This is a genomic window from Streptomyces sp. NBC_01428, from assembly GCF_036231965.1.
GTDB lineage: Bacteria > Actinomycetota > Actinomycetes > Streptomycetales > Streptomycetaceae > Streptomyces.
Map to the genome: position 1 here is coordinate 7,118,040 of NZ_CP109499.1, position 21,063 is coordinate 7,139,102.

The following is a 21,063-nucleotide window of genomic DNA, read 5'->3' on the forward strand; positions in this document are numbered from 1 at the left end:
ACCGTCATGACCGACACCACCGCCCGCGCCCCCGTCCAGCAGCCGACGCCCGTGCCCGCACGCCGTGCGTGGACCGTCGTGCTCGCCGGACTGGGGGCGCTGCTCTGCTCCCTGGACGTGGTCGTCGTGGCCACCGCGCTGCCCTCGCTGCGCGCCGACTTCGGGGCGAGCCTGTCCGACCTGGAATGGACGATCAACGCGTACAACCTCGTGTTCGCCTGCCTCACCCTGACCGGTGCCGCGCTCGGCGACCGCTTCGGCAGGCGGCGCATGTACGTCGCCGGACTCGCCGTCTTCACCCTGGCCTCGGCGCTCGCGGCGCTGTCCGGGGGCCCGGGGCAGCTCATCGGCGCGCGGGTGCTCCAGGGCGCCGGCGCGGCCGTCCTGCTGCCGCTCACCCTGACCCTGATCAGCGAGGCGTTCCCGGCCGAGAAGCGGGGCGTGGCCATCGGCGTGTGGGGCGGGGTGACCGGCCTCGGGGTGGCGGCGGGACCCGTTCTCGGCGGGGCCGTCACCGAGGGCCTGTCCTGGCAGTGGATCTTCTGGCTGAACGTGCCCACCGGGCTGGTGATGCTGCCCCTGGCCGCGCTGAAACTGCGCGAGAGTCACGGGCCGCGCCCACAACTCGACATCGTGGGGATGCTGTTGGCGGCCGTCGGACTGACCGGACTCGCCTGGGCGCCGGTGCGCGCCCCGCAGGCGGGCTGGGGGAGCGCCGAGGTGCTGGGCGCACTGGCCGTGGGAGCGCTCTTCACGGCGGCCTTCCTCGGCTGGGAGCGGTCGCGGGCGCGCTACCCGATGCTGCCCCTCGGATACTTCCGCAGGCGGGCCTTCTCCACCGCCAACGGCGTCGCCTTCCTGACCTTCATGTCGCTGCTCGGCTCCCTGTTCATGATCACGCAACTGTTCCAACTGGGGCTCGGGAACTCGCCGTTGCAGGCCGGTGTCCGCATCCTGGTGTGGACCGGCATGCCACTGGCGGTGGCGCCGCTCGCCGGCGCGCTCGCCGACCGGTTCGGCAACCGTCCCTTCATGCTCGGCGGGCTCGCCCTCCAGGCCGCCGGTCTCGGTCTGCTGGCGTGGCAGGTCGAGCCGGGCGTGGCCTACGGGCGGCTGGTCCTTCCGCTGATCGTCGCGGGCATCGGCATCTCGATGGTCTTCCCCACCGTCGCCAACGCGGTGACCTCGTCGGTCCCGCCCGCCGACGCGGGGGTCGCCGCCGGCGTCAACAACGCGCTGCGCGAACTCGGCGGAGTCTTCGGGATCGCCGTCGCCGCGGCCGTGTTCACCCGGTACGGGGGCTACGGCTCGGCCGAGCGGTTCGTCGACGGCTGCGGCCCCGCGCTGTGGGTCTCCGCCGGCGTCGCGGCCGTCGGAGCGCTCGTGGCGGCTCTCGCCCCGGCGCGCGCACCGGCGCAGGGGCTCGACGTGCGCCGGTCCGGAGCCCGTCGGGCCGAGTCTCCGAAGGCGGGGGCCGACGGGTGACCGACGCGGCCTCGGCCCGGGTTCCGCACCCCTTCCGCCGCCCCCGCCCCAGGCGCGGTCACCTCTCCCGCGGCCGCCCCGAGAATCCGCAACTTCCCTGGCTGTGAACCTTGTTGGGGTCCTCGCATCCCCTTTATAGTCGTACTGACCATAGTCAGGCTGACCATAAAGGGGATGAGGGTGTGACGTCGGAGGACGGCCGCGCACCGGGCGGTACGAGGCCCGAGGGATACGACAAGTACGCCTTCGAGCCGTTCGCCGTCACCGTCGACCTGGCCGTCCTGACCGTGCGCGCGGGCGCACTCCAGGTGCTGCTCGTCGAGCGCGGCCAGGAGCCGTACGCCGGCCACTGGGCACTGCCCGGCGGCTTCGTGCTGCCCCACGAGTCCGCGGAGGCGGCGGCACGCCGCGAACTCGCCGAGGAGACGGGCCTGTCGGACATCTCGGGGCTCCACCTGGAACAGCTGCGCACCTACAGCGAACCCGACCGCGACCCCCGGATGCGGATCGTCTCCGTCGCGTTCGCCGCGCTCATCGCCGACGCGCCCGAACCGCACGGCGGCGGAGACGCGGCGCAGGCCCAGTGGCTGCGGTTCAACGCGCTCGCCCCGCTCGCCTTCGACCACGACCGCATCCTCGCCGACGCCCACGAACGGGTGGGCGCCAAGTTCGAGTACTCCTGTCTCGCCACCTCCTTCTGTCCGCCCGAGTTCACCCTCGGAGAACTGCAGCAGGTCTACGAGACCGTGTGGGGCACCGCTCTCGACCGGCCCAACTTCCGCCGCAAGGTCCTCGCGACGCCGGGTTTCGTCGAACAGGTCCCCGGTGCCGCGCGCCTCACGGGCGGCCGCGGCAAGCCCGCCGCCCTGTACCGCGCGGGCGGCGCGAAAGCACTGCACCCACCCCTGCTGCGCCCCACCTCGGAAGGACGGCCCTGATGACCACCACCACCCTCGCGAAACGCGCCGCCACCGGCTCCCTGATCGGTCTGGCCCTCGGTGACGCGCTCGGTTTCCCCACCGAGTTCAACTCCGTGCCCGCCATCCTCGACAAGTGCGGCCCCTGGCGGCAGATGGCGCTGCCCCGGCCCGCGATCGTCACCGACGACACCCAGATGACGCTCGCCCTGGCCCGCGGACTGCGCACCGCCATGGACCGCGGGCTGCTCGGCCCGCTGCGGATGGAACGGCCGGTGCGCGAGGAGTTCGTGGACTGGTACCAGTCACCGCAGAACAACCGCGCCCCCGGCCGGACCTGCCTCACCGCCTGCAACCTCCTCAAGAACGAGAAGCGCCGCTGGCAGGAGGCCAGCCAGATCGGCTCCAAGGGCTGCGGCGCCAACATGCGGGTCGCACCCGTCGGGCTCGTCCGCGGCCTCAGTGACGAACAGCGCGCGGGGGCCGCACAGCTCCAGGCCGCGCTCACCCACGGCCACCCCACCGCGCTCGCCGCCTCGGACCTCACCGCCCACGCGGTCTGGCTGCTCGCCCAGGGCACCGAACCGATGGGACTCATCGGCAGACTGCGCTCGTACGCGTACGAGAACCGGCACCGCTATCACGCGCGCTGGCTCGGCGACCTGTGGAGCTTCGGCGAGGACGCCACACCGGAGCAGTACATCTCCCGCGGCTGGGACGAGTGCCTCGACGTCCTCGACAACCTCCGGCACGCCGTGCGCACCGTCTCGCCCGAGTCCGACCCCTGCATGGCCACCGGCGGGGGCTGGGTCGCCGAAGAGGCGCTCGCCACCGGCCTGCTGTGCTTCCTGCTGTTCGTCGACGAACCCGTCACCGCGCTGCGCCGCGCCGCCTGCACCTCGGGCGACTCCGACTCGATCGCCTGCCTGACCGGGGCGTTCGCCGGCGCCTACCACGGCTCCGGCGCGTGGCCCCGGGAGTGGGCCGACCGGATCGAGTACCAGGGCGACCTGATGTCCCTGGGGGCGCTCTGGGACGCTTGAGGGATGACAGACGCCCTGGACCTCGGCACCGACCTCGCGAGCGTGGTGGCCGAACAGCCCGACCCCGTGCTCTTCGCCACCGTCTCCGGGGCGCACCTGTACGGCTTCCCCTCGCGCGACTCCGACGTCGACCTGCGCGGTGTCCATCTGCTGCCCACGGCCGACCTCGTCGGACTGCGCGAGCCGGAGGAGACGCGGTCCCGCATGTGGCTGCGCGAGGGCGTCGAGATGGACCTGGTCACCCACGACCTGCGCAAGTTCGTAACGCTGATGCTGCGGCGCAACGGCTACGTGCTGGAGCAGCTGCTGTCGCCGCTCGTCGTGCACACCGGCGACGAACACCGGGAGCTGGTCTCGCTCGCCCCCGGCGTCCTCACCCGCCATCACGCCCACCACTACCGGGGGTTCGCCTCGACGCAGTGGCGGCTCTTCGAGCGGACCGGCGAACTCAAGCCGCTGCTCTACACGTTCCGTGTGCTGCTCACCGGCATCCATCTGATGCGCAGCGGCGAGGTCCAGGCCGATCTGCCCACGCTCGTGGGACAGGTCGCCTCTCCCGACTATCTCCCGGAGCTGATCGCCGAGAAGGCCGAGCGGGAGCACGGCACGGCCGACGTCCCCCGCGACCGGGTGGAGGCCGACGTCGAGCGGCTGCACGGCGTCCTCGACGAGGCCCAGGACACCTCGGCGCTGCCGGACGCCCCCTCCGTGCGCGACGCCCTGCACGACTACGTCGTCCGGGTCCGTCTCGACGCCGACCGACGGGCCGCGGTGGTCTCCTAGGGCGTGTCGTACGCGTCGGGCGCGCCGGATTCCCGGAGCGCCGACGCCCGGCGCGTCCGGATCAGGAAGTCCTCCACGCGTGCGTGGTCCGGCTCGGGCGGAAGCGGGCTGCGGGACTCCGCCTCCTCGGCCTCCGCCGCCAGCCGGGACATCCAGGTCTCGACCCGGTCCCAGGACAGCTCGCCCCGCCGCACCGCGAGGAGCGGCTCCCGGTGGTCGCCCACGTCGACCGTGAGGACGCCGGTGCGCAGCAGATCGCGCGAACTCATCAGGAGCCGCAGCAGATGCATGGCGTGCTTCCAGCGCGGGGCGCCGTGCCGGCGGACGTCGGCCTCCAGCTTCCTGTGCTGGCCCAGGGCGTAGCGGGCGAACGTCTCGTGTGCGTGACGGGACAGGAACGCGTCCCGGAGGGCGAGGAGTTCGCGCCCCACGTCGTCCGTGTGCGTGACGAGGGGGGAGTGCAGGCACTCCAGGATGTTCGGGTTGGCCCGCAGCGCGAGTGCGCAGAACCGCTCCAGCTCCCAGCTGAACTGCTCCTCCGCCGGCCCCTCGACATGGGTCGGCGGTTTCTCGAAGCGCCAGAACAGGGGGGTCGGGGCGAGGAAGACGCCGCGGACGTCCGTGTCGCTGTCGTCCGTGGCCAGCCCGAAGGCGCGCGACCCCATCACACAGGAGTAGACCGTGTGGTCACGCACCAGGGCGAGCGGGGAGGCAGGGGGCGCCACGGAGACCCGCGGCGCTCCGGATTCGGGACGCATGCCCGGAGCGTACGGGTCCTCTCACGCCGTGCGGATCGAATTTCCGTCCACGACGATCTTCTCCGCGGGCAGCGGACGCGGGGCGGGCCCGGCCTTCACCGCGCCGTTCTCGACACTGAACCTGCTCCCGTGGCACGGGCAGTCGATCGTGCCGTCGGCGACGGTGTTCACGGTGCAGCCCTGGTGCGTGCAGATCGCCGAGAAGGCCTTGAAGTCGCCCTTCTTCGGCTGGGTCACCACGATCTTCCGGTCCTTGAAGATCTTGCCGCCGCCGACCGGGATGTCGCTCGTCGAGGCGAGCTCCTCCCCGCTCGACGCCTTCGGCGAGGTGGTGTCCGAGGAGGAGTCCGAACCGCCTTCGTCCCCGTACTTGCTGCATCCCACGAGCAGCGCGGACGCCCCCGTCGCGAGGATCACGGTGCGCCGCGTCGAGCGGTGGGTCATGTCGTCACTCCGAACGTACGGAAGAACCAGAGGGCGGACGTCAGCCAGACGGCCGTGAGCACGGCGAAGACCAGGCCGCCGACGATCGGCAGCAGCCAGCCGGGCAGGCGCTCCCAGCGGAGCAGCAGCATCTTGGCACTGAAGGCACCGAAGAAGAAGCAACCGAGGAGCGAGTGCAGCAGGACGCGCGTCTCGTACGTCTGATAGCCCAACGCGTACAGACAGTGCACGGCGACCGGCACCGCCACCAGGAAGGCGATCCGCCCGGACCACCGGTGCAGCGTGGACGCCCAGCCGGGCCCCGGCAGCTTCCCGTACATCATGAGCGCCGACACGAACTGGACGACGGCGAAGAAGAACGCGGTCGTGGCGAGCCACGACTTGACGGCGCCGGTGCTGCTGAAGCCCGCGAGGTTGAAAGCCGTCCCGGCAGGGTCGTGCAGCCTGCCGTAGACACCGAGGCCGAGAGCGACCGCCCCCGCGACCAGGGCGGGGACGAGGTAGCGGGCCGGACTCCGCCGGCCGTGGGCGGGCGGCCGGACGGGAAAGCCCCGGGTGGCGGCGTTCGGGTCCACGGTCATGAGCTGCTCCCTGCGAGAGAGGGGGTCAGGGGGTGACGGGCCGCGCGACGATCCTGTGTCCGTCGATGGTCACGGCGCCGGTCTCCGGGTCGATCGCCGGAGCCTTCGACGGGGTGCCGTCACGGTCGACGACGCCGACCTGTCGTCCGCCCGGCAGCACGATCCAGCCGCCGTCGATCTTCGCCCCGCGCACGGTCGAGGTCGCCCGGTACAGCCCGGACGGCTTGACCGCGCGGTCGGCCGTGAAGCCGTAGCGGCGCCCGCCGAGGTCGACGGTCCCGCGGATCCGCCTGCCGTCGTCGAGCGTGCCGTTCAGCTCGGCGCCGCCGCGGCCCGTGAGCTTCATGGCGCCGTCGCTGCCGACGTCACCCTTCAGCCAGGACTCCTTGTCGTGCCCGTCGCAGAAGTACGCGATCGCCTTCCCGTTCCGCAGGGAGACCGCGACCGCCGACGAGTCGTCGTCGGTGCGGCCCGCGTAGTCGGCGTCGGGCGCCGGGCGGACCGCGCGCGACGACGAGGGCGACGACGAAGGCGCGGAGGGCGACGAACCCGGCGACGAGGGGTCCGGTGAGGACGGGGACGCGGAGGCCCCGGGTGCGGCGGATGCGGCGGGCGACACCGTGGCGCCCGGCGGGTTCTTCTGGTCGGCCGACGCGGTTCTCGTCCCCGTGGCCGCGTTGAGCGTCAGAAGGAACACGCCGAGCACGAGCCCCGCGAGAAGGGTGAGAAGTGGTCCTGGACGCTTCATGCGGGCCATACGGGCCTCCCCCGAGGCGAGTCTCCTGCCATCAGAGCGGACCCGCGGCTCCGCGTCCAGGGGCGCACAGGGGCGTTCTCACCACAAGTGGCGGAAAGGGGTGATTCCGGTGACATTGGCAGAGCCTGAGGCCGGGTGGGCATCTCCCGCCGGCCGCACTCACGAAAGGCGGGACCATGGCGGGTGACGATCTCGGCAGTCTGCTCGGCGGCCTCCTCGGCGGGGGCGGCCGGTCCGGCGCCTCCGGCGGCGGTGCCGGCAACATCCTGGGCACCCTGCTCGGAGCCCTCGGCGGCGGCGCGTCGGGCAACGGCGGAAGCAGTCCGCTGGGTGGCCTGATGGACATGCTCACCAAGTCCGGCCTGGTCGACCAGGCCCAGTCCTGGGTCGGCACCGGCGAGAACAAGGCCGTCAGCGGTCAGCAGATCGCCGAGGCGCTGCCCGGCGAGACCCTCCAGAAGGTCGCCGAGCAGAACGGCGTCAGCCCCGAGCAGGCCGCCGACCAGATCGCCCAGTCGCTTCCGCAGGCCGTGGACAAGCTCACCCCGGCCGGACAGATCCCTTCCGGCACCTCCCTCGAGGACCTCATCAAGCAGCAGTCCCTCTGACCTGCGGCCCCGGCCGCCGACGGCCGGGTCCGGTGCGCGGCCCCGTCTCGGTGGACGGGCGCCGCGCACTCCCGCTCCGGGCGCTGACTACGCTGGCCACGACACGACATCCGCAGACCAGCGAGGAGCATCACCGTGGCGGTACGAGCGGTCCGGGGCGCCGTCCAACTGGAACGGGACGAGGCCGGCCACATGGACGAGCAGGTCAGCGAGCTGCTCACCGCCGTCCTGGAGCGGAACGCGCTCACCACGGACGACCTGATCAGCATCTGGTTCACGGCGACCCCCGATCTGCACAGCGACTTCCCGGCGGCCGCGGCGCGCAAGCTCGGCATCGTGGACGTCCCGCTGATCTGCGCACAGGAGCTGGACATCGAGGGCGCCATGCCGCGCGTCGTCCGCGTCCTCGCCCACATCGAGTCCGACCGGCCGCGCGCCGAGATCGTGCACGTCTACCTCGGCGCCGCCGGCGCGCTGCGCAAGGACATCGCCCAGTGAGGACCGCACTCGTCATCGGCACCGGCCTGATCGGTACCTCGGCCGCCCTCGCCCTCGCCGCCCGCGGCGTCGTCGTCCACCTCGCCGACCACGACCCGGAGCAGGCCCGTACGGCCGCCGCACTGGGCGCGGGCACCGACGAGCCGCCCGCAGGACCCGTCGACCTCGCCATCGTCGCCGCGCCGCCCGCGCACGTCGCCGCGACCCTCGCCGACGCCATGCGCCGGGGGCTCGCCCGCGGCTACCTGGACGTCGCCAGCGTCAAGGGCGGCCCCCGCCGCGAGCTGGAGGCCCTCGGCCTCGACCTCGCCTCGTACATCGGCTCGCACCCCATGTCCGGCCGGGAGAAGTCCGGCCCGCTGGCCGCGACCGGCGACCTCTTCGAGGGGCGCCCCTGGGTGCTCACGCCCACCCGCGACACCGACACCGAGGTCCTGAACCTCGCCCTGGAACTGGTCTCGCACTGCCGTGCCGTGCCCGTCGTGATGGACGCGGACGCCCACGACCGTGCCGTCGCCCTCGTCTCGCACATGCCGCACCTGGTCTCCAGCATGGTCGCCGCCCGCCTGGAGCACGCGGAGGAGGCCGCCGTACGCCTCTGCGGTCAGGGCATCCGCGACGTGACCCGCATCGCGGCCTCCGACCCCCGGATGTGGATCGACATCCTGTCCGCCAACCCGGGACCCGTCGCGGACCTCCTCGCGGACGTCTCCGCCGACCTCGACGAGACGGTACGGGCGCTGCGCGCCCTCCAGTCCTCCGACGACGTCAAACGCCGCGACGGCGCCACCGGCATCGAGGACGTCCTGCGCCGCGGCAACGCCGGCCAGGTCCGTGTCCCCGGCAAGCACGGCTCCGCGCCGCGCGCCTACGAGGTCGTGGCGGTCCTCATCGACGACCAGCCCGGCCAGCTCGCCCGCATCTTCGCCGACGCGGGTCAGGCCGGCGTCAACATCGAGGACGTACGCATCGAGCACGCCACCGGCCAGCAGGCCGGTCTGGTGCAGCTGATGGTCGAGCCGAAGGCGGCACCGGTGCTCAGCGCCGCGCTGCGGGACCGCGGCTGGGCGCTGCGCCAGTAGCCCGCTCCCGAGCCCGGTGGACCGGGGGCCCTTCCCGGGCCGTCGGCACGGTCCGGGAAGGGCCAGTAATACGGGGTCCGCGGAGCCAGTAACCTTGTGCGGGGCGCGATCGTGCCCCGCACAGACCTCCACCCCGCACCAGGAAGGTGTTCCCACCGTGGAAAACGGCGCCGCCCGGACCGCTCCGACCGTCATCGTGGCCATCGACGGCCCCTCGGGCACCGGCAAGTCGAGCACCTCGAAGGCCGTGGCCGCGAAGCTCGGTCTGAGCTACCTGGACACCGGGGCGCAGTACCGCGCGATCACGTGGTGGATGGTCAGCAACGACATCGACGTCACGGACCCCTCCGCGATCGCCTCCGCGGCCGGCAAGCCGGAGATCGTCTCGGGGACCGACCCGTCCGCCCCGACCATCACGGTCGACGGCACCGACGTCGCGGGCCCGATCCGCACCCAGGAGGTCACCTCCAAGGTCAGCGCGGTCAGCGCCGTGCCCGAGGTGCGCGCCCGGATCACCGAGCTGCAGCGTACGCTCGCCGCGTCCGCCGCCGACGGCATCGTCGTCGAGGGCCGGGACATCGGCACCACCGTGCTGCCCGACGCCGACCTGAAGATCTTCCTCACCGCCTCCCCGGAGGCCCGCGCGGCCCGCCGCAGCGGCGAGCTGAAGGGCGCGGACGTCGCGGCGACCCGCGAGGCGCTCATCCAGCGCGACGCCGCCGACTCCAGCCGCAAGACGTCCCCGCTCGCCAAGGCGGACGACGCGGTCGAGGTGGACACCTCCGACCTCACGCTCCAGCAGGTCATCGAGTGCGTCGTCACCCTCGTCGAGGAGAAGCGGGCCGCCAAGTGACCGCACCCTCCGCGAGAGGCGCCGAGGTCGGGCGCCGTATCGGCGTCGGCCTGATGTACGGGCTGTGGAAGCCGCGTGTGCTCGGCGCCTGGAAGCTCCCCGCGACCGGTCCGGCGATCCTGGCCGTGAACCACTCGCACAACATCGACGGACCGATGGTCATGGGCGTGTCGCCCCGGCCCACCCACTTCCTGATCAAGAAGGAAGCGTTCATCGGCCCGCTCGACCCCTTCCTGCTGGGCATCGGCCAGCTGAAGGTGGACCGCCACACCACCGACCGCACGGCGATCACCGACGCCCTCGGCGTCCTGACGTCCGGCGGCGTCCTCGGGATCTTCCCCGAGGGCACCCGGGGCGACGGCGACTTCGCCTCGCTGCGCGCCGGCCTCGCGTACTTCGCGGTGCGCAGCGGCGCCCCCATCGTCCCCGTGGCGGTACTGGGAAGCTCCGGGCGGAACAGCCGGTTGATACGGGGGCTGCCCCCGCTGCGCAGCAGGGTCGACGTCGTCTTCGGCGACCCCTTCGAAGCGGGCGACGGCAGCGGACGGCGCACCCGCAGCGCCCTGGACGAGGCCACCGGCCGCATCCAGAAGCAGCTCAGCGCCCACCTGGACCACGCCAGGCGTCTCACCGGGCGCCCGGAAAACGCCGGGCGCCCCGCCGGGCGTTAGGCGACACTTGAGTAGTGGATCGGCCGATTTGCGGTCGTTCCACCGATCACCACGATGAACGACGAGGTACGGACTTCATGAACGACCACATCCAGCCCGACGGCTCGGCAGAGCACGAGCACGGGGCGCTTGGCGATGCCGAGTACGCGGAGTTCATGGAGCTCGCCGCGGAAGAGGGCTTCGACGTCGAGGACGTCGAGGGCGCGATCGGGGAGGCGGGCCACGGCCCGCTGCCCGTCCTCGCCGTCGTCGGCCGCCCGAACGTCGGCAAGTCGACCCTGGTGAACCGCATCATCGGCCGCCGCGAGGCGGTCGTCGAGGACAAGCCCGGCGTCACCCGCGACCGCGTCACCTACGAGGCCGAGTGGGCGGGCCGCCGCTTCAAGCTCGTCGACACCGGCGGCTGGGAGCAGGACGTCCTCGGCATCGACGCGTCCGTGGCCGCCCAGGCCGAGTTCGCGATCGAGGCCGCCGACGCGGTCGTCTTCGTCGTCGACGCCAAGGTCGGCGCCACGGACACCGACGAGGCCGTCGTCCGGCTGCTCCGCAAGGCCGGCAAGCCCGTCGTCCTGTGTGCCAACAAGGTCGACGGCATGAGCGGCGAGTCCGACGCCTCGTACCTGTGGGCCCTCGGTCTCGGCGAGCCGCACCCGGTCTCCGCGCTGCACGGCCGCGGCACCGGCGACATGCTCGACGCCGTCCTGGAGGCGCTGCCCGAGGCCCCCGAGCAGACCTTCGGCACCGCGCTGGGCGGCCCCCGCCGCATCGCCCTCATCGGCCGCCCGAACGTCGGCAAGTCCTCCCTGCTGAACAAGGTGGCGAACGAGGACCGCGTCGTCGTGAACGAGGTCGCGGGCACCACCCGTGACCCGGTCGACGAGCTGATCGAACTCGGCGGCATCACCTGGAAGTTCGTCGACACGGCGGGCATCCGCAAGCGCGTCCACCTCCAGCAGGGCGCGGACTACTACGCCTCGCTGCGTACCGCTGCCGCCGTCGAGAAGGCCGAGGTCGCGGTCATCCTGATCGACGCGTCCGAGTCCATCTCCGTGCAGGACCAGCGCATCGTGACCATGGCGGTCGACGCGGGCCGTGCGATCGTGCTCGCGTTCAACAAGTGGGACACCCTCGACGAGGAGCGCCGCTACTACCTGGAGCGGGAGATCGAGACCGAGCTCGCGCAGGTGGCCTGGGCCCCCCGTGTGAACGTCTCGGCCCGCACCGGCCGGCACATGGAGAAGCTCGTCCCGGCGATCGAGACGGCGCTGGACGGCTGGGAGACCCGCGTCCCCACCGGCCGGCTGAACGCCTTCCTCGGCGAGCTGGTCGCCGCCCACCCGCACCCGATCCGGGGCGGCAAGCAGCCCCGCATCCTGTTCGGTACTCAGGCGGGCACCAAGCCCCCGCGCTTCGTGCTCTTCGCCTCCGGCTTCATCGAGCACGGCTACCGCCGCTTCATCGAGCGCCGGCTGCGCGAGGAGTTCGGCTTCGTGGGCACGCCGATCCACATCTCGGTGCGGGTGCGCGAGAAGCGCGGCGCCAACAAGAACAAGTAGCGTCCGGTGACACGGGTGAGGGGCGGCTCCAGAAGGAGCCGCCCCTCACCCGTTGTCGCCCGGAGAACCGTTTCTCACAGCCCCCGACGCGGTGCCGGCGGCAGCGCGGCCGGGATGTGGTGCATCCCGGTGGCGTGCTGACGGCTGCCTGCCTGCCAGACGGCGGTCGCGCCCTGCCCGTTCTGCGCCGCGATCTGCCGCGCGGTGTGCGCCCCCGCGCTGTACGAGCTGTAGGAGTTGTACGAACTCGACGAGCTGTACGAGTTCGAGCCGCGGCCGAGGCCTCCGAACGCCGTGAAGTCCAGCTCCTCCTCGCCGTGCCGGTCCCCGGGCAGCGTCCTGAATGAGCGGACCCACTCGGCGTAGAGCGCGTCGTAGATCGGCGTGGCCGAGGGGGCGTCCCGGACCGGTCGGGACGCCGCCACCTCTCTGCCGGAACGGAGCGGGAGAGGGGAACCGGTGGGGGGTACCGGGTGGAACGGCCGGGGGCTGGGGACGTCGTAGGTGTGCACGTACGTGCCAACGACCCCGCCGCTCAACGGATGCGGTCCGACCGCTGATTTCGCAGGTCACCGGGAGTGAGTGGCGCTCGCGGGGGCGCGGGCGACCGCACGGACGACCGTCCGCGCGGGGGCGCGCCCGTTCCCGCGCCCCCGGCCGCCGGTTCCCCGGCCCCTGGGCGCTTCGCGCAGCCGGATGCGCCCCGCCGGGCGTGGGGCCGCTCGGCGGGGTCGGGGGCGCGCCGTCGCGGGGGAGCCGCGGGCATGCTTCCGCGGTCGGCTCAGGTGCCGGCCAGCGGCATCGTGGCCGCGACCAGCTGGCCGTTGGCGGCCGCCTTGTCGAGTGCGTCGCGCAGCAGGTCCTCACGGGGCTGACGGCCGATCGAGCCGACCGGTGCCGCGAACAGCAGCACCTGCTGGTGCTTGTTGGCGGCCGCGCGCCAGCTCTCGGCGACCTGGAGGGCCTGGTGGGCCTGCCACCAGGCGACGGGGGAGCCGCCGCCGGTGCCCGGCTGGAGCACGGCGTGCAGCTGGCCCATGGCGAGCAGCACGGACCAGCCGTGCAGGACCGGCGGCACCGCGTTCAGTTCGGTCACCGGCATGAAGCCCTGCTCGATCAGCAGCGGAAGGAAGTCGTCGCCGATGTCGGTCGAGCCGGGGCGCACGATCGGCCCGGTCGGCTCGACGACGAGCGCCGGGTGCAGATCGCCGTTGAGCAGCACGAGTCCGCTGGTGACACCGAGTACGGCCTGCTCGGGTGCGCTGTCGGTGGGAGCGCCGTCGGGGTGGATGGAGCGGACGGCGCCCTGCAGTTGCTCCTCGGTGACCTGCACGACCTGCGAGGGCAGGCAGGTGGCGTGGGCGAACGCGAGGACGGCGGTCTCGTCGCCGATGAACAGGACCGTGCTGGTGCGCTCCTGTTCCGAGTCGCCCGGGGTGCGGCACGACGTGCAGTCGTAGCTGCCGGGGGCGTTCTCTCCGGCGAGCAGCCGGTCGGCTTCTTCGTCGCCGATCTCGGCGCGTACGTCGTCGCTGACGTCGAGCATGCGCGGCACGGTGGCTCCTCGGGATGCGGTGCGTGGCGGTGCCGGGGTGGCGCCCGGCCCATGAACCCGGGGGTTCCCGGCTCATGAAGATGACAACGGGCGATCTGTGGCCGGGGTCACGCTCAAGAGCGAACGGAATCGAACCAACCGACGCCCAGGGTGAGGTGGCGCCCGGAATCGGTCACTCCACGTCAACTTGTTGCCCTGCAGAGGAAGTTGAACGGGTGAAGTAGCTCACAGGCCGTCAGGGTGACAGGTCGACAAATCAGGAAATCACCCCATGAAGTGGGCGGCTGAAAATCGACGATACCCGCGGTAACGGGGAACTGGCCTCGAATGACAGGGAATTGGTTGATACCAGGGCGCCCCGCTCCCTAGATTCCTCCGCCGTGTGCACAGAGCACCGCTCGGGTACGTCCGCCGGCCGATCACGGAAAGACCGCACGACCGCACGACAGCACGGCCTCCGGCGGACGGGGCGGAGCGCGACGACCGCGTCCTACGCGCGGCACGTCGCGCCCCTGCCTTGGGGGATCCCGGGTGTTCGGAGAGGGAAATACATGTCCGCATGTGCCGATAGCGCTCACGGCAACAGTTCCAAGGCCCGTACGCCGAACAAGGCGCGTACGACGGCGGTTCTCGCCGGGGCGGCACTGCTCGCCCCGCTCGGCGTGCTCGCCGCCACCGGCGACGCCGCCGCGGCCGACAGTGGAGTGTGGGACCGTATCGCCCAGTGCGAGAGCGGCGGCAACTGGCACATCAACACCGGCAACGGCTACTACGGAGGGCTCCAGTTCTCCGCCGGCACCTGGCGCGCGTACGGCGGCACGGCCTACGCGCCGACCGCCGACCAGGCCTCCAGGAGCGCGCAGATCGCCGTCGCGAGCAAGGTCCAGAGCGCCCAGGGATGGGGGGCCTGGCCCACCTGCTCGGCCCGCGCGGGCGCCTACGGAGGCGCACCCGCCTCCTCGGCCGGGGGCACGGCCACGAAGTCGACACCGAAGCCGACACCGAAGTCGGCCCCCGCGAAGGCCGCGAAGGCGCCGGAGCGCCCCGCGGCCCACACCAACCGCAGTGCGTCCCGCGGTGACTACACCGTCCGTGAGGGCGACACCCTGAGTGTCATCGCCGCTCGGCACGGGACCACCTGGCGGAAGATCTACGCCGCCAACGAGGCCGTCATCGGCGGCGATCCCGACCTGATCGTGCCCGGACAGCGCCTCGACATCTGAGGCCTGCTCCCGCACGCCGTGTGACGGGCCCCGCCCGGTCGTCCGACCGGGTGGGGCCCTGGGCGTGCCGGGCGCGGCTGGGCGGGCCCGCCGGGCGGGCTGCTTAGCGTGGCCCGATGTCTCCCATGTCGAACAGGTGCACCCCGCCGACCTCCAGGACCGCGCCCGCGCCCGGACCGCTCAGCGGGCCCGCCCGGTACGCGGCCGCGACCGCCCTCGCCGCCGCCGTACTGGCCACCGTGGTCCCCCAGGACGCGGTCGCCGCACCGGCGCCCCCACGGCCAGGAGCCCGGACCGCGGGCGTCTCGTACGCGTGCGCGGCCGACGGCTGGCCCTGGGGCTGTCTCGCCGACTGCGAGAGCAGCGGCCGCTGGAACGCGAACACCGGCAACGGCTTCTACGGCGGGCTCCAGTTCTGGCAGCCGACCTGGAAGGAGTTCGGGGGGCTCGTCTACGCCCCGCGGGCCGATCTCGCCACCCGCGCCGAGCAGATCAAGGTCGCCGAGAAGGTACTGGCCGTCCAGGGGTGGGGGGCCTGGCCCGCCTGTTCCAAGAAGTACAAACTGCGGGGCCGCGCACACATCGTGAAGAACGGCGACACGCTCTCCTCCATCGCCCGCAAGTACCGGATCAAGGGCGGCTGGCAGGCGCTCTACCAGGCCAACAAGAAGATGATCGGCGCCAGTCCGGACAAGCTGAACCCGGGCACGCTGCTCACGCTCCCGAAGGCGGGGAGCAGCACGCGCGTCCTGGACCCGGCCGGGTTCGGGCCGCCCGTCGCCTCCGCCGGTGCGGGCTCCCGGGGGTCCACTCGGCCGCCTCTCCGCTGAACACGACCGCGCCCGGGCCCGGTTCGAGCGGCGCCGGGCGCGGCCGGGCGTCCAGGGCGGGGGCGAGGCCGGCCCCTGCCGGCTCCGGGTTCCCGGCGACGGCCGGCGAGCCGAACACGGCCCGGTGGTCCTAGGCGCCGGGCACCGGACCCGCTTCGGGATCCCGCGGCTCGGCCCCCGCCGTCGACCCGCATGAGCCTCGCCCCCTCGCCCCCTTCGTCCCTCAAGGTCCCGTACCGGGGGCGTTCTGCCCGCGGACCGCCACCCCTCGATCACCGGAGGGGCCGGACTCTTGGCAGACTCGGGGGCATGTTGGAGACCTCCGCGCGGCTGCTGAGGCTGCTGTCGCTGTTGCAGGCCCACCGGGAGTGGTCGGGCGCGGACCTGGCGGGACGGCTGGGCGTCACCCCGCGCACCGTCCGCCGCGACGTGGACCGCCTCCGCGAGCTGGGCTACCCCGTCCACGCCAGCCCCGGCACCGGCGGCGGCTACCAGCTCGGCGCCGGCGCGGAACTGCCCCCGCTGCTCCTGGACGACGACGAGGCGGTCGCCGTGGCCGTCGGACTGCGCACGGCCGCGGGGCAGGGCATCGAGGGCATCGGGGAGGCCTCCGTCCGGGCGCTCGCCAAGCTGGAGCAGGTCCTGCCGAACCGGCTGCGCCGCCGCGTCGGGGCCCTGAACTCCTTCACGGTGCCGATGCTGCGCGGCCCCGAGCCGTCCGCCGTCGACCCGGGCGTCCTCACCGACCTGGCCAACGCCTGCCGCGACAGCGAGCGGCTCCGGTTCGAGTACCGCGACCACGGGGGCTCCTCGACGCGCCGCACCGTCGAGCCGTACCGGCTGGTGTGCACCGAGCGCCGCTGGTACCTGGTCGCCTGGGACGTCGAGCGGGACGACTGGCGTACGTTCCGCGCGGACCGCATCACGCCCAGGCCGCCGCACGGACCGCGCTTCCCGCCCCGCACACCGCCGGCGGAGGACCTGGCCGCGTACGTCTCCCGGGGCGTCTCCACGCGTGCGTACGCCACGCACGCCGTGGTCCGGCTGCTGGTGCCCCTGGAGCGGGCCACCGAGCGGATCTCGCCCTCGGCCGGGACGCTGGAGGCCGAAGGGGAGGCGAGCTGCCTGCTGCGCACGGGGGCGGCGAACCTCGACGTGATGGTCATTCACGTGATGCTGATGGGCTTCGAGTTCGAGATCGTCGAGCCCGCGGAGCTCACCGGGTCGATCAGGACGGCCAGGGACCGGCTGTCCCGCGCGCTGGAGCGGGCCGAGCCAGGAGGGCCCGCGGCCCCGCCTCCCGCGCTCTAGCGGATGATCGGCGGCACCGAGAGAACAGGCGGGGGTTCTGTGTCGGAACCGTGTATTTCCTATGCCGTGTCAGCTGTCGCTGTGGCCGGCGGAATCGGCGGGACGGGAATGGAAACACAGCGGCCGAACGTATGCGCGCGCACATTCCGCGAGGTTATTCGGGAAGCGCCGGTGATGGCTCCGAATTGCGTTCGAAGGTGTTCGGAACACGGTGCGTGATCCTCGTGCGCGGGACGGAGTTCCGCCGAAACACGTGTCGCGATCCTGTGACAGAGATGTGACCGGCGGGGGACGAGTGACGCATGGTGGTCGCCCGGGCTTCCACCGCCGGGTCGCGGAGCCTAACGTGGCGGTCATGGCACCCATTCACCCTTCGCGTCCAGAGCCGCAGGACAGTCCGGAGAGCTATGTCGGACTGGAGGTGAGCCGTGCCGAGGAGCGCGCGCGGGAGCACGGCTGGACCTCGGTGCGCTCGCTGCCCCCCGGCGCGATCATCACCATGGAGTACCTCGTGGGACGGCTGAACTTCGAGGTCAGAGACGGCACCGTGGCCCGCTGCTGGAAGGGCTGAGCCCCCCGGAGCGGTCGGGTTCGAGACCCCTTCCGCGGGACGGACGAGGCGGCCACCGGACGTGCGAAGGCCCCCGGCTCGATGAGCCGGGGGCCTTCGCGGTGCGGGGAGAGGCTGTGCGTACCGGCCCCGCAGTCCTCAGCCGCCCGTCAGGGGACGGGCCGAGGTGGTCGTCGTCGCCGTGCGGGCCACCCGGTCGGCGTGCGGTGGCCGACGGCTGCCCGCCGGGGTGACGGGGGTGCGCTCCGAGCGGGCGGTGTGCGGGCCCGGAGCCAGGTAGACGGGGGCTCTGGCCGGGGCCGGGCGCGAGGTGGCGGCGCCGCGGGCCGGCATCTCTCCGCCGTCCGCGGGGGAGGGCTGCGTGGCCATGACCGGCGCGCCGACCGGCGCGGGTGCCGGAGCGGGCGCGGTACCGCCGCGACGGGAGCGCACGATGTCGCGGAGCGTGAAGATCCAGGCCTCGGCCCGGGCGATCAGCGGCTCGAACCAGGGCAGTGCCAGCAGGATCAGCAGACCGGCGGCCCAGCCCAGCAGGACATCGCTCAGCCAGTGCGTACCGAGGTACACGGTGGTGAGGCCGACACCGAGGGAGGTCACGGCGGACAGGGCGGAGAGCCAGCGTCTGGCCCTCGGGGTCGACGCCAGATACGCCAGGATTCCCCAGGTCACGACGGCGTTCGCGGTGTGGCCGGAGGGAAATATATCGCCGCCCAGACCCATCTCGTTCGAGCCGATCGTGATGGCGTAGTGCGGGCCGAGACGGCCCATACCGAGCTTGGCGGCGCCGACCGTGATGTTGAGCAGCAGCAGGGAGGCGCCCAGCGTGAGCAGCGGGCGCAGGGTGTGCTGCCGCCAGGAGCGCCAGCCGAGCCAGGCCGTGACCATCACGGCGGTAGGGCCGCGCTGGCCCAGCACCACGTAGTAGTCGAGGAAGGCGTGGATCTCCGGCCACTGCTGGTAGGGCCGGAAGAACATGACCTGCCAGTCGAACCGGACCAGCCACGACGTGATCGAGACGGCCCACACGATGGCCAGGTAGAAGGCCAGGGTCGCCGCGAAGAGCACGACCCTGTGCCGACTCATTCTGGAGACATCGATGTGGGCCGGCCGTTCCGGCTCACGGTCGAGCCGGGCGAAGACCCGGTCCAGACGGGTGAGGTTTCGTTCGGTACGCACCCAATCGACGTTACAGCGAGTGAGCTGCGTTCCAGGCCGATTCACTCGCTTTGTGATGACGATGTGATGTGGGATTCCTCTCAGGATCATGTTCATTTCCAATGAATCTCTAATCCGTGGAGTGCGGAGCCTTCAATTCCTTTGGTCATCGGCGGCTGCGGTTATATAGCGCTTATGTATTCGTTCACCGAATGATGGCGCGGAATTACCCGTGCGCTCACCGACCGCACACGGGTGGCCGGGCCGCCGCCCACAGCGGTCCCGGGCCCTTCGTCGCAGGTCGGCGGACCCGCGACGCCGCCGCCGTACCCCGTGGACCGGCATCGACCTGGATGGACGCACCCGGTCGGGTCCGGGCCCCGGAAGGCCGGCATCGAACGGGTCCCGTCTGCCCCGATGAGCGTGGCGTACGCCACACGGGCCCCGGAAGAACGTGAGAGGTCCGCCACGTGTCATCCACGGGAACTCGCGTACGCTGACGCCTCACTCGCCTTTGTTGCGTGGGCCCGGGATTCCCGCTCTCCGGGCCGCAACCCCCAGGGAGTCCCCACCCTGGCGGATCCGCCGAACGCGAGGGAACCTCTGGAGGTACGTACATGTCCGGGACGACCACGGCCGCAGCGCGATGCCGTCGGGAGACCGGGGCCGGTGCCAACCGCTGGGTCGTCCTCGTCGTGCTGTGCGTCAGCCTGCTGCTGGTCGCCCTCGACGCCACCGTGCTCCACGTGGCGGTGCCCGCCGTCACCGAGGACCTCAGGCCCGGCGCCATGGAGCTGCTCTGGATCGTCGACGTCTACCCCCTCGTCTGCGCCTCGCTCCTCATCCTCTTCGGCACGCTCGGTGACCGCATCGGCCGCCGACGGGTCCTCCTCCTCGGCTACGCCCTCTTCGGCGTCGCCTCCGGCATCGCCGCCCTCGCCGACAACGCCCAGGTCCTGATCGGTGCCCGCGCCCTGCTCGGCGTCGGCGGCGCGATGATCATGCCCGCGACCCTGTCGATCCTGCGCCAGGTCTTCCCCGACCGGCGCGAGCGGGCCCTCGCGATCGGCATCTGGAGCGCGGTGGCGGCGGTCGGCGCGGCCATCGGCCCGCTGCTCGGCGGGTTCCTCCTCGAACACTTCTGGTGGGGATCGGTCTTCCTCGTCAACATCCCCCTGATGATCGTCAGCCTGCCCATCGGACGGCTGCTGCTGCCCGAGTCCCGCGGCGACCGCGACGGCCCCTGGGACGTGGTCGGCGCGCTGATGGCCGCCGCCGGCCTGTTCGGACTCGTCCTCGGGGTGAAGCGCCTCGGCGGCGGCGAGGCGCCCCTCAGCCCGTTCACCCTGGCGCCCCTGCTCGTCGGCGGCCTGATGATGGCCGCCTTCGTCCGGCGCCAGCGGCGGCGCAAGCATCCGCTGGTGGACCTGCGGATGTTCTCCCGGCCCGCCTTCAGCACGTCGGTGGGGTGCATCGTCCTCGCGATGCTCGCCCTCGTCGGGCTCGAACTGATCGCCGCGCAGTACCTCCAGCTCGTCCTCGGCCTGTCCCCGCTGGAGACCGGGCTGCGGCTGCTGCCGCTGACGGTCGCGGCGATGGCCGCCGGCCTCGCGGGCGCGAAACTGCTGCGCCGTTTCGGTCCGCGCACGATGGTCTGCCTCGGCTTCTGTCTCACCGCGGCCTCCGTGATCACGCTCACCGCCATGGGCACCGAGGACAACACCGGGCTGCTCCTGTTCGGCTTCGTGCTGCTCGGCTTCGGCCTGGAGACCACGCTCTTCGGCGCCTACGAGTCGATGCTCAGCGAGGCGCCGCAGGCACAGTCCGGCGGGGCCGCCGCGATCGGCGAGACCTCCTACCAGCTGGGCGCCGGTATCGGCATCGCCCTCCTGGGCAGCGTGATGAACGCGGCGTACGCGCCCGGACTGTCCTCCGTCCCGGGCGTCCCCTCCGCCGACTCGAAGGCGGCCGGTCACTCGCTGGGGGAGGCGTACGAGGTCGCCGCTCGCCTCGGCGGACCGGCGGGCGGCGCGCTGCGACAGGCCGCCCGGACCTCCTTCGTGCACGGACTCCATGTGACCCTGCTGGTCAGCGCGGCCCTGCTGCTGCTCGGCGCGGTGATGGCGCTGCGCCTGCCCCGGGTCATGGACTGCGGACCCGTCACCACGGCCGCCGCCCCGGACGCCGGTCCCGGCAGGGATTCCGCCCCGGATCCGGGCGCGGACACCGCGCCGGGCTCGGCGGACATCCCGGCCCCCCGGGACGTCGCCGAGACCCGCGTCTCCGCGTAGCGCCTGCCGCGGCGCGGTCCCGGACCTCGCCGCGTGACCCGCCCGGCCGGGAAGCGCCCTGGACTTGCGGGACACTGCGTCGTAACGTCGG

General features: G+C 72.6%; 22 protein-coding genes. 15 read left to right on the forward strand and 7 right to left on the reverse strand.

The features are described 5' to 3' along the window. The first annotated feature begins 6 nt into the window (after positions 1-6). From OG406_RS30830 to OG406_RS30845, 4 genes are all read left to right on the forward strand, one after another. Positions 7-1,485, forward strand: coding sequence for an MFS transporter (locus OG406_RS30830; RefSeq protein WP_266854701.1), 1,479 nt, complete (start codon positions 7-9; stop codon positions 1,483-1,485). Between the two features lie 182 nt (positions 1,486-1,667). Further along, on the forward strand, positions 1,668-2,423 hold the full coding sequence (locus OG406_RS30835; protein WP_164372585.1) for an NUDIX hydrolase: 756 nt from the start codon (positions 1,668-1,670) through the stop codon (positions 2,421-2,423). Beyond that, a complete protein-coding gene (locus OG406_RS30840) occupies positions 2,423-3,445 on the forward strand; it encodes an ADP-ribosylglycohydrolase family protein (RefSeq protein WP_081223614.1) in 1,023 nt (340 codons plus the stop codon). The genes OG406_RS30835 and OG406_RS30840 overlap by 1 nt, the downstream gene beginning before the upstream one ends. 3 nt (positions 3,446-3,448) lie before the next feature. Then, positions 3,449-4,228: a nucleotidyltransferase domain-containing protein gene (locus tag OG406_RS30845; RefSeq protein WP_164372584.1), complete on the forward strand. Its 780-nt coding sequence runs from the start codon at positions 3,449-3,451 to the stop codon at positions 4,226-4,228. Here the strand turns inward: OG406_RS30845 and OG406_RS30850 are convergent. The 4 genes from OG406_RS30850 to OG406_RS30865 are packed head-to-tail and all read right to left on the reverse strand — an operon-like array spanning position 4,225 to position 6,759. Continuing rightward, the gene (locus OG406_RS30850; protein WP_267050385.1) at positions 4,225-4,986 is read right to left on the reverse strand and encodes a nucleotidyltransferase domain-containing protein; all 762 of its coding nucleotides are present in this window, start codon (positions 4,984-4,986) and stop codon (positions 4,225-4,227) included. The two genes, OG406_RS30845 and OG406_RS30850, sit on opposite strands and share 4 nt — an antisense overlap. 21 nt (positions 4,987-5,007) lie before the next feature. Next, entirely contained in the window at positions 5,008-5,430 is a 423-nt protein-coding gene (locus tag OG406_RS30855) for a Rieske (2Fe-2S) protein (protein WP_164372582.1), read from the reverse strand. Further along, positions 5,427-6,011, reverse strand: a complete 585-nt coding sequence (locus OG406_RS30860; protein WP_164372581.1) for a DUF6529 family protein — start codon at positions 6,009-6,011, stop codon at positions 5,427-5,429. The genes OG406_RS30855 and OG406_RS30860 overlap by 4 nt, the downstream gene beginning before the upstream one ends. Before the next feature lie 25 nt (positions 6,012-6,036). Next, the gene (locus OG406_RS30865) at positions 6,037-6,759 is read right to left on the reverse strand and encodes a hypothetical protein (RefSeq protein ID WP_329191040.1); all 723 of its coding nucleotides are present in this window, start codon (positions 6,757-6,759) and stop codon (positions 6,037-6,039) included. A 185-nt stretch (positions 6,760-6,944) separates the two neighbouring features. On the opposite strand from OG406_RS30865, the gene OG406_RS30870 reads away from it, so the two are divergent. From OG406_RS30870 to der, 6 genes are all read left to right on the forward strand, one after another. Then, positions 6,945-7,376, forward strand: coding sequence for a YidB family protein (locus OG406_RS30870; protein WP_329188913.1), 432 nt, complete (start codon positions 6,945-6,947; stop codon positions 7,374-7,376). Positions 7,377-7,511: 135 nt separating this feature from the next. Then, the gene (aroH, locus tag OG406_RS30875) at positions 7,512-7,874 is read left to right on the forward strand and encodes a chorismate mutase (RefSeq protein WP_081223608.1); all 363 of its coding nucleotides are present in this window, start codon (positions 7,512-7,514) and stop codon (positions 7,872-7,874) included. Then, positions 7,871-8,956 carry a prephenate dehydrogenase gene (locus tag OG406_RS30880; protein ID WP_266854692.1) on the forward strand — a complete coding sequence of 362 codons (1,086 nt, stop codon included), beginning with the start codon at positions 7,871-7,873 and terminating at the stop codon, positions 8,954-8,956. Before aroH ends, OG406_RS30880 begins: the two co-directional genes overlap by 4 nt. A gap of 157 nt (positions 8,957-9,113) precedes the next feature. Continuing rightward, positions 9,114-9,809 (forward strand): (d)CMP kinase, encoded by a 696-nt coding sequence (gene cmk, locus OG406_RS30885; protein WP_081223606.1) that lies wholly within the window; start codon positions 9,114-9,116, stop codon positions 9,807-9,809. Beyond that, on the forward strand, positions 9,767-10,480 hold the full coding sequence (locus OG406_RS30890; protein ID WP_164372578.1) for a lysophospholipid acyltransferase family protein: 714 nt from the start codon (positions 9,767-9,769) through the stop codon (positions 10,478-10,480). The genes cmk and OG406_RS30890 overlap by 43 nt, the downstream gene beginning before the upstream one ends. Before the next feature lie 77 nt (positions 10,481-10,557). Beyond that, positions 10,558-12,036 (forward strand): ribosome biogenesis GTPase Der, encoded by a 1,479-nt coding sequence (der, locus tag OG406_RS30895; protein WP_164372577.1) that lies wholly within the window; start codon positions 10,558-10,560, stop codon positions 12,034-12,036. A 74-nt stretch (positions 12,037-12,110) separates the two neighbouring features. Here the strand turns inward: der and OG406_RS30900 are convergent, their stop codons facing one another. Beyond that, a complete protein-coding gene (locus OG406_RS30900) occupies positions 12,111-12,461 on the reverse strand; it encodes a hypothetical protein (protein WP_266612496.1) in 351 nt (116 codons plus the stop codon). Between the two features lie 356 nt (positions 12,462-12,817). Next, complete coding sequence (locus tag OG406_RS30905; protein ID WP_164372575.1) at positions 12,818-13,591, reverse strand: hypothetical protein; 774 nt, start codon at positions 13,589-13,591, stop codon at positions 12,818-12,820. A gap of 551 nt (positions 13,592-14,142) precedes the next feature. On the opposite strand from OG406_RS30905, the gene OG406_RS30910 reads away from it, so the two are divergent. The 4 genes from OG406_RS30910 to OG406_RS30925 all read left to right on the forward strand — a co-directional run bounded on the left by OG406_RS30910 (position 14,143) and on the right by OG406_RS30925 (position 17,526). Then, positions 14,143-14,814 carry a LysM peptidoglycan-binding domain-containing protein gene (locus OG406_RS30910; protein WP_267050381.1) on the forward strand — a complete coding sequence of 224 codons (672 nt, stop codon included), beginning with the start codon at positions 14,143-14,145 and terminating at the stop codon, positions 14,812-14,814. A gap of 116 nt (positions 14,815-14,930) precedes the next feature. Next, positions 14,931-15,644, forward strand: coding sequence for a LysM peptidoglycan-binding domain-containing protein (locus tag OG406_RS30915; protein ID WP_164372573.1), 714 nt, complete (start codon positions 14,931-14,933; stop codon positions 15,642-15,644). A gap of 309 nt (positions 15,645-15,953) precedes the next feature. After that, positions 15,954-16,955: a helix-turn-helix transcriptional regulator gene (locus OG406_RS30920; RefSeq protein ID WP_329188917.1), complete on the forward strand. Its 1,002-nt coding sequence runs from the start codon at positions 15,954-15,956 to the stop codon at positions 16,953-16,955. 355 nt (positions 16,956-17,310) lie between these two features. Then, the gene (locus OG406_RS30925; protein ID WP_164372571.1) at positions 17,311-17,526 is read left to right on the forward strand and encodes an I78 family peptidase inhibitor; all 216 of its coding nucleotides are present in this window, start codon (positions 17,311-17,313) and stop codon (positions 17,524-17,526) included. 138 nt (positions 17,527-17,664) lie between these two features. Here the strand turns inward: OG406_RS30925 and OG406_RS30930 are convergent, their stop codons facing one another. Beyond that, positions 17,665-18,702 carry a phosphatase PAP2 family protein gene (locus tag OG406_RS30930; RefSeq protein WP_266854682.1) on the reverse strand — a complete coding sequence of 346 codons (1,038 nt, stop codon included), beginning with the start codon at positions 18,700-18,702 and terminating at the stop codon, positions 17,665-17,667. 596 nt (positions 18,703-19,298) lie between these two features. Between OG406_RS30930 and OG406_RS30935 the strand changes: the two genes are divergently transcribed. Beyond that, a complete protein-coding gene (locus OG406_RS30935; RefSeq protein WP_164372569.1) occupies positions 19,299-20,972 on the forward strand; it encodes an MFS transporter in 1,674 nt (557 codons plus the stop codon). The last annotated feature ends 91 nt before the right edge of the window (positions 20,973-21,063 follow it).